The following is a 7,969-nucleotide window of genomic DNA, read 5'->3' as shown; positions in this document are numbered from 1 at the left end:
CGAACGGGAGCCGCTCACCGGCCGCGACCCGCAGCTGCCACTCCACCAGGTCCAGGCCGGTGATCAGCTCGGTCACCGGGTGCTCCACCTGGAGGCGGGTGTTCATCTCCATGAAGCAGTACGCGGCGGGGTCGCTGCCCGGGACGATGAACTCCACCGTGCCCGCGCCGACATAGCCGCAGGAGCGGGCCGCCCGGACGGCGGCCTCGCCCATCGCCGCCCGGGTCCTCTCGTCGAGCAGGACGGACGGCGCCTCCTCGATGATCTTCTGGTGGCGGCGCTGCAGCGAGCACTCGCGCTCGCCGAGGTGCACCACGTTGCCGTGCCCGTCCGCCAGCACCTGGATCTCGATGTGGCGCGGCCGGTCGATCCACCGCTCCACCAGCAGGGTGTCGTCGCCGAAGGAGGCGCGCGCCTCGCGCCGGGCCGCGGCGATCTCGTCCGCGAGCAGCGCCGCGTCGCGCACCAGCCGCATGCCCTTGCCGCCGCCGCCCGCCGAGGGCTTCAGCAGCACCGGCATGCCGATCTCGTTCGCCGCGTCGGCCAGCCGGCCGTCGGTCAGGTCGCTTCCGGTGGAGCCGGGAACGACCGGGACGCCGGCCGCGGCGACCGTCTCCTTGGCCCGGATCTTGTCGCCCATCAGCGCGATGGCGGCGGCGGGCGGCCCGATGAAGACCAGACCCGCGTCCGCGCACGCCTGGGCGAAGCCCGCGTTCTCGGCGAGGAAGCCGTAGCCGGGGTGGACGGCCTGCGCGCCGCTGCGGCGGGCCGCCTCCAGCAGCCGGTCCGCCGAGAGATAGCTCTCGGACGCCGGGGCGGGGCCGATCCGTACCGCCGTATCGGCCTCCCGCACGTGCCGGGCGTCCGCGTCCGCGTCGCTGAAGACGGCGACCGAGCGCACTCCCAGTTCGCGCAGGGTCCGGATGACCCGGACCGCGATCTCGCCGCGGTTGGCGACGAGAACGGTGTCGAACATCGTCATCTGTTCCTCACATCCGGAAGACGCCGAAACCGGCATCGCCCAACGGGGCGTTGGCGCAGGCGGTCAGGGCGAGCCCCAGCACCTGCCGGGTCTCCATCGGGTCGATCACACCGTCGTCCCAGAGCCGGGCGGTGGCGTAGTACGCGTTGCCCTGGCTTTCGTACTGCTCGCGGATCGGGGCCTTGAAGGACTCCTCGTCCTCGGCGCTCCAGTCGTCGCCCAGCTGGTCGCGCTTGACCGTGGCCAGGACGGACGCGGCCTGCTCGCCGCCCATGACGGAGATCTTGGCGTTGGGCCACATCCACAGGAAGCGGGGGCTGTAGGCCCGGCCGCACATCGAGTAGTTGCCCGCGCCGTAGGACCCGCCGACCACCACGGTCAGCTTCGGCACCCGGGTGCAGGCGACGGCGGTGACCATCTTGGCGCCGTGCTTGGCGATGCCGCCGGCCTCGTAGTCGCGGCCCACCATGAATCCGGAGATGTTCTGGAGGAACACCAGCGGGATGCCGCGCTGGTCGCACAGCTCGATGAAGTGCGCGCCCTTCTGGGCGGACTCGGAGAACAGGATGCCGTTGTTGGCGACGATCCCGACCGGATGGCCGTGGATGTGCGCGAAGCCGGTGATCAGCGTCGTCCCGTACTCGGCCTTGAACTCCGCGAAGCGCGAGCCGTCGACCACCCGGGCGATCACCTCGCGTACGTCGTACGGGGTGCGGGAGTCGACGGGCACGGCCCCGTACAGACCGGCGGGATCGACCGCCGGCTCGTCGGCCGGACGCACGGACCAGGGCAGTTCGCCCCGGTCCGGCAGGGTCGCCACGATGTTGCGCACGATCCGCAGCGCGTGCGCGTCGTCCTCGGCGAGGTGGTCGGTGACCCCCGACGTACGGGAGTGGACCTCGCCGCCGCCCAGCTCCTCGGCCGTCACGACCTCACCGGTCGCGGCCTTCACCAGCGGCGGCCCGCCCAGGAAGATCGTCCCCTGGTTCCGGACGATCACGGCCTCGTCGCTCATCGCGGGGACGTACGCCCCGCCGGCCGTGCAGGACCCCAGCACCGCCGCGATCTGCGGGACACCGGCCCCGGACATCCGGGCCTGGTTGTAGAAGATCCGTCCGAAGTGCTCCCGGTCCGGGAACACCTCGTCCTGCATCGGCAGGAAGGCGCCGCCCGAGTCCACCAGGTACAGGCAGGGCAGCCGGTTCTCCAGCGCCACCTCCTGGGCCCGCAGGTGCTTCTTCACGGTCATCGGGTAGTACGTGCCGCCCTTGACGGTCGCGTCATTGGCGACGATCACGCACTCCCGGCCGCTGACCCGCCCGATCCCGGCGATCACCCCGGCGGCCGGTGCGGCGCCGCCGTACAGCCCCTCGGCCGCCAGCGGGGCCAGCTCCAGGAAGGGGGAGCCCGGATCGAGCAGGGTGTCCACCCGCTCCCGGGGCAGCAGCTTTCCGCGCGCCACATGCCGGGCGCGGGCCTTCTCACCCCCGCCGAGCCTGGCCGTGGCGAGCCGCTTGCGCAGCTCGTCGGCGAGCGCGTGATGCGCCGCCTCGTTGGCCTGCCAGGCCTCGGAGGCGGGATCGGCCGCGCTCGCCAGCACCGGTGCCTGCTGCATCCTGTCGAGCCCCCTTGCCCGTACCGCAGTGGTGACGGCCTCGCCCGCGAGGCCGTTAATGAGCGTTAACGTTTCTCTTCAGGTTAACGACCGCTAACCTCCCTGTCTAGAATGACTGGTCATGAGCACCCATGCCGCCGCCCGCGTCGCGGCTCCCACCCGCCGTGAGCAGATCCTCAAGGAGGCCGCCCGCCTCTTCGCCGAGCGCGGCTTCCACGGCGTCGGCGTCGACGAGATAGGTGCCGCCGTCGGCATCAGCGGCCCCGGCCTCTACCGCCACTTCCCCGGCAAGGACGCGATGCTCGCCGAGCTGCTGGTCGGCATCAGCGAGCGGCTGCTGGCCGGCGGGGAGCTGCGCGTGTCCGAGGACGCCGCCTCCCCCGACGGGTCGCGGGAGGCGCTCCTGGACGCGCTCATCGAGGGCCACATCGACTTCGCCCTCGACGACCGCCCCCTGATCACCCTGCACGACCGGGAGCTGGACCGCCTGCGGGACGCCGACCGCAAGCGGGTGCGCCGGCTCCAGCGGCAGTACGTCGAGGTGTGGGTCGGCGTCGTCCGCGACCTCTACCCGGACCTCCCCGAGCACGAGGCGCGCGCCGCGGTGCACGCCGTCTTCGGCCTGCTGAACTCCACCCCGCACCTGGGCCGCCCCGGCGCCCTGCCCGACCGCACCGACACGGCGGCGCTGCTGCACCGGCTGGCCCGGGGTGCCTTCGACGCGGCGGGCGGTGGGCGGCCGCCGCGCGGCGGTGCTCCGGAATAGGCCGGCCGGAAAGCACACCCCGGACCACCGGGTGTGAATCCGCGCCGACTTTTCCCCACCACTCCCTTTCGCCTGAGTTGTTTCGGCGGGGTGCGGACATAGGCTTCGGGACGGTCGCGTCCGCGCCTGATGGGGAACTGAATGAAAAACTGCCAGGTATCGATCGTCGTCCCTTGCTATAACGAGGATGCGGCCGTCAAGGCGTTTCACCGCGCATTGGTCGCCGCTCTCGAACCGACCGGGAAGAGCTTCGAGGTCTGCTACGTCGACGACGGCAGCGAAGATCTCACCCGTGCCGAACTGATCCACCTGGCCGCCGTCGACGAACGGGTCCGGTACACCGCCTTCAGCCGTAATTTCGGCAAGGAGGCCGCCATGCTCGCCGGGCTCCGGATGTCCTGCGGGGACTCCGTGGTGCTCATGGACGCCGACCTCCAGCACCCGCCCGGACTCCTGCCCCGCATGATGGAGTTGAGCCGGCACGGATACGACCAGGTGATCGCCCGGCGCGACCGCGAGGGCGAGGGCGCCCTGCGTTCGCTCCTCAGCCGCTCCTACTACCGCGCCATGGGGCACTTCATGGACGTGTCGGTGGTCGACGGCGAGGGGGACTTCCGGCTGCTGTCCCGCCGCGCGGTGGACAGCGTGCTCTCGCTCCCCGAGTCCAACCGGTTCTCCAAGGGGATCTTCTCCTGGATCGGTTTCGACACCACCAGCTTCACCTACCACAACGCCCAGCGGGTGGCGGGGCGCTCGAAGTGGGGCAGCAGGCGGCTGCTCAACTACGGCATCGACGGGCTGATCTCCTTCAACAACCGCCCCCTGCGGCTGGCCATCTACGGGGGCCTCCTGATGGCCCTGGCGGCGATGGGATACGCCCTGTGGATCATCGTGGAGGTGGCACGCAACGGGGTGGGGGTGCCCGGCTACACCACCCTGCTCACCGCCATCGTGGCGCTCGGCGGCATCCAGCTGGCCACACTCGGAATCATCGGTGAATACGTCGGCCGGATCTACTGCGAGACGAAGAACCGCCCGCACTACCTGATCCGGGAAACCAGCGAGCAGCCGGCTCCCGCCGCTCCCACCGCGATCGACCGGCCGTTACGGGTGAGAGGCGGCGGCGCGAGTGCCTTTGGATCGGGCCGTTCCCGGACCGTGCGCCAATTCCTCACCTTCGCCATGATCGGCGTCGTCAACACAGCGGTCTACCTGACCGTGTACGCGACGCTCAACCGCTGGATTCCCTATCTGACCGCCCATGTCATCGGCTATTGCGTCAGTATTGTCGGCTCCTTCCTGCTCAACTCCTACATCACCTGCCGGACCAGTCCGACCTGGCGGGCCTTCGTCCGCTTTCCGCTGTCGAGCCTCGTCAATCTCGTCCTGTCCGGGGCGCTGCTCTATGTCGGAGTGAGTCATCTGGGCATGGGAAAGAACATCGCCGCGCTGACCGCCGGAATTCTCGCCACCCCGTTCTCCTTCCTGCTCGCCCGGTGGGCGATCACCTCCGGCGCGGCCATGACCAGGCAGCCGGAACCGCTGGTCGGCAGCCGGACCGGCCGCTCCGGCGACTGACCGCCCACCGCACCGGCACGGCACACGTACGCAGCGGCATCGCACGAAGGGCACCGGCACATCCATGACCGCGGAAGCATCGGGAACAGCGGACACCCCGCCGACGGCGCAGGACGCGCCCCACCGGCAGGACGGCCCACGGGCCCCGCGGCCCCGCATGCCGCTCTGGGCGGCCGCTCTCACCGTGTTCCCGCTGGCCCTGCTGGCCGCGTCCTTCTGGATCGGCCGGCTGGTGCGGCCGGGCGGCGACGACTGGTGCTTCCTGCCCGTCCTGCGCGACGAAGGCGTCTTCGGCATGATCGGGAAGTTCTATCTGCACGACAACGGGCGCATCGCCAACGCACTGATGGTCGCGCTCTACGGGGCAGGGGGCGTGGCGGGCCATCAGTGGTACGCCACGGTCAGCGGGCTGCTGATCCTGGCCGCGGTGTGGGCCCTCGTCCCGGCCGCGCTGCGCGGTGCCGGACGGACCGCGCCGCGCGGAGTGCCCCTGCTCGTCGCGTCGATGACCGTGGTGGTGTTCTTCTTCGCCACCCCCAACACGTACAAGACGTTCTACTGGCCGGCCTCCTCCGTCTCGCACACCGTCGCCCCGACACTGGCCGCTGCCGCGGTGATCCCGCTGCTGCGGGCGCGGTCGCGGCGGGGAGGGATCTTCGCGCTGGGCGTCGCAGCCGTGACCGGGCTCTTCATCGGGACCCTCTCGGAAGGGACCTCGATCGTCGCGGGCGTCCTGCTCTGCACCGCTCTGCTGCTCAGCCTCCGGTCGCGGCCGGGCCCCGCCCGCAGCCGCACCCGTCTCTGGTGCGGCGTCGCGCTGGCCGCCCTCGTGGCGGGGATGATCATCCTCTACACGTCGCCGGGGTCCCGGGTCCGCCGTGACCGGTTCGGCACCGGCGCCACGTCCGTCGTCGACACCGGGTCGCTGGCCGACGCGCTGCGGACGTACGGCGACATCCTGGGGGTCGTCCTCACCACCTGGACCTACCTCGGCGCACTGGCCGTCGGCGTCCTGCTGGGCCTGCTGCTGCGCGAGAGCGGTCCGGCCACCGACGGGCCCCCGCGCAGCGGGCCACTCCTCCCGGCCCTGGCCGGGGTGGCGGCGTTCCTGGTGTCCGGGTACCTCTGCACCCTCGTCACCCTCCCCGCCTTCGCGCACAGCATGCTGACGTATGGCACCCGCACCTGGAACGACTACCTCTTCGTCTACGTACTGCTGCTCGCCGGACTCGGCGCCCTGCTCGGCAACGCCCTGCGCGCCCACGGGCGGGGCACCGCCGCCGCGACGGGAACGGCGGCGGCGCTCTGCGCGGGGGTCTGCGTGGGGCTGGCCGTACCGCTGACCGGCCTGGCAACCGACATGGGCGTACGGGCCCGGCACTGGGACCGCCAGGACCGGCTGCTGCGCGAGGAGGTGGCCAAGGGCGCCGAGGTCCTGCCGTACGTACCGGCCTCGGTGGGGCAGATGCGCGACCCGTTCGGCAACCACGGCCGCAGCGTGTGGCCGGCCCCCTGCACGGCGCGGTACTACCACCTGAAGCGGATCACCTACGCGACCCGGATGCCTCCCGGGCCGACACGCTGACCTCCGCCACCCGCATCGGGTGACCGGGCTCCGTCGCGGGACCCACGTCGGCGCCGTCGGCGGACGGCAGCGCGCCGCCCATCGCCACGTTCAGGATCAGGAACTGCCCCTGCTTCAGCGCCCGGTCCCAGGTGGCGGCGTCCATGCTGGACGCCTTCACCCGGTGGTACACCCGGCCGTCCAGAGACCAGCGCACCTCCTCGGCGCCGGGCGCGGTGTCGATCTCCACGGCGTACGAGTGGAACGCGCCGCGGCAGCCGGAGCACTTCTGCCGGGGCGAACTGAGCCCCATCGGCTCCTTGCAGGGGCCGCCGTCCAGCGTGCCACAGTGCATGGTGCCGAAGACGGCGTCCCGGCCGTTGACGGACTCCATCACGTCGAGTTCACCGGTGGCGGGCCAGCCCGTGTACCCGTCGCGCACCTTGGCGCCCTGGGTCCAGAAGGCCGGCCAGTAGCCGCCCGCCGCCGCACCCGTGACGTCCGGCAGGGCGATCGACGCCTCGATCCGCAGGACGCCGCCGGGCGGCGGGGCGAAGTCGGAGCGCCTGGACTCGATGCGGCCCGAGTACCACCGCCCCTTGCGCAGGGTCGGCACGATCTCCAGCGCCCCCTTCCCGTCCAGCCGGACATTGTCCGTGGAGTCCGTCATCGTCTCGATCTCCCCGGTACCCCACTGCGGGGCCGGGCAGCCCGGATAGCAGGTGCCGCGGTCGTACCGCCACCGGGAGGCGGCCGGGCGGCTGCCGGCGGGGCCGTCGAAGTCCTCGCGCAGCAGCCGGGTCCAGCCGTCCGCCGCCGGTGCGCCGGTCCCCATGAGCAGCCGTTCGAGCCGGGGCGCCAGCACCACGGCCGCGACATCGGTCAGATGGGCGTCGTCCCGGTAGAGCAGGATCCGGTCCAGGACCGCCGGGCAGGTGGCAGCGGCCGCCGGGCACAGCACCGAGTTCACCTCCACGGTCCGTACCCCGGGCAGTGCGCCGGACGCCGCCTTCCGCGCCAGCGGATCGGGCCACCGCGCCTTCTCCCGGTCGAAGGCGCAGGCCTTCGGATCCCTGAGGTGCCCGGAGACGCACGCCGGGACGTCGGTTCCCGGCACCGGGGTGTCCTCGACGTAGACGATCGGCACCCCGAGCGCACGCAGCGGCTTCAGGGTCTTCTCCCAGCCCCCGAGCAGGAGGTGCTGGTCATCGGTGTAGCGGTTGAGGGAGCCGATCACGATCAGCTCGGGCTTCGGCCCCTTGCGCAGCCGGGCCAGGCTGTCGGCCCGCCAGGTGTCGCACTCGTCATACGTGCGCCCCAACTGAGGGTTCACCACCGACAGTTCAGGCAGTGGGCAGCCCTGTTTCACCAGTTCCTGCAGGGCCCAGCCGCGCTTGGCCGCGAGGCTGAGCAACGGCGAGAACCACTGCCCGGCGTGCGAGTCGCCGAGCAGGACGACCCGGT

6 protein-coding genes are annotated in these 7,969 nt (G+C 71.7%); 3 read left to right on the top strand and 3 right to left on the bottom strand.

Annotated features, from left to right (window positions below):
• Window positions 1-982: acetyl-CoA carboxylase biotin carboxylase subunit (locus tag J1C73_RS22355; protein WP_207317989.1), on the bottom strand; the 982-nt coding region annotated here is incomplete at its 3' end.
• Between the two features lie 7 nt (window positions 983-989).
• Window positions 990-2,597, bottom strand: a complete 1,608-nt coding sequence (locus tag J1C73_RS22350) for a carboxyl transferase domain-containing protein (RefSeq protein WP_123471252.1) — start codon at window positions 2,595-2,597, stop codon at window positions 990-992.
• A gap of 121 nt (window positions 2,598-2,718) precedes the next feature.
• Here J1C73_RS22350 and J1C73_RS22345 point away from each other — a divergent pair, with 121 nt between their 5' ends.
• The 3 genes from J1C73_RS22345 (at window position 2,719) to J1C73_RS22335 (ending at window position 6,526) form a co-directional block, all read left to right on the top strand.
• The gene (locus J1C73_RS22345; RefSeq protein WP_207317988.1) at window positions 2,719-3,363 is read left to right on the top strand and encodes an SACE_7040 family transcriptional regulator; all 645 of its coding nucleotides are present in this window, start codon (window positions 2,719-2,721) and stop codon (window positions 3,361-3,363) included.
• A 141-nt stretch (window positions 3,364-3,504) separates the two neighbouring features.
• The gene (locus J1C73_RS22340) at window positions 3,505-4,941 is read left to right on the top strand and encodes a glycosyltransferase (RefSeq protein ID WP_207317987.1); all 1,437 of its coding nucleotides are present in this window, start codon (window positions 3,505-3,507) and stop codon (window positions 4,939-4,941) included.
• Window positions 4,942-5,005: 64 nt separating this feature from the next.
• On the top strand, window positions 5,006-6,526 hold the full coding sequence (locus tag J1C73_RS22335; RefSeq protein WP_207317986.1) for a DUF6056 family protein: 1,521 nt from the start codon (window positions 5,006-5,008) through the stop codon (window positions 6,524-6,526).
• On the opposite strand, the gene J1C73_RS22330 is transcribed toward J1C73_RS22335, so the two are convergent.
• The coding region (locus J1C73_RS22330) for an SGNH hydrolase domain-containing protein (protein ID WP_207317985.1) at window positions 6,486-7,969 on the bottom strand (1,484 nt) is incomplete at its 5' end. The two genes, J1C73_RS22335 and J1C73_RS22330, sit on opposite strands and share 41 nt — an antisense overlap.

Source organism: Streptomyces laculatispora, from assembly GCF_017353455.1.
GTDB classification, from domain to species: domain Bacteria; phylum Actinomycetota; class Actinomycetes; order Streptomycetales; family Streptomycetaceae; genus Streptomyces; species Streptomyces laculatispora.
Note: the sequence above shows the minus strand (reverse complement) of the source record. Positions and strands in the feature narration are given on the sequence as shown.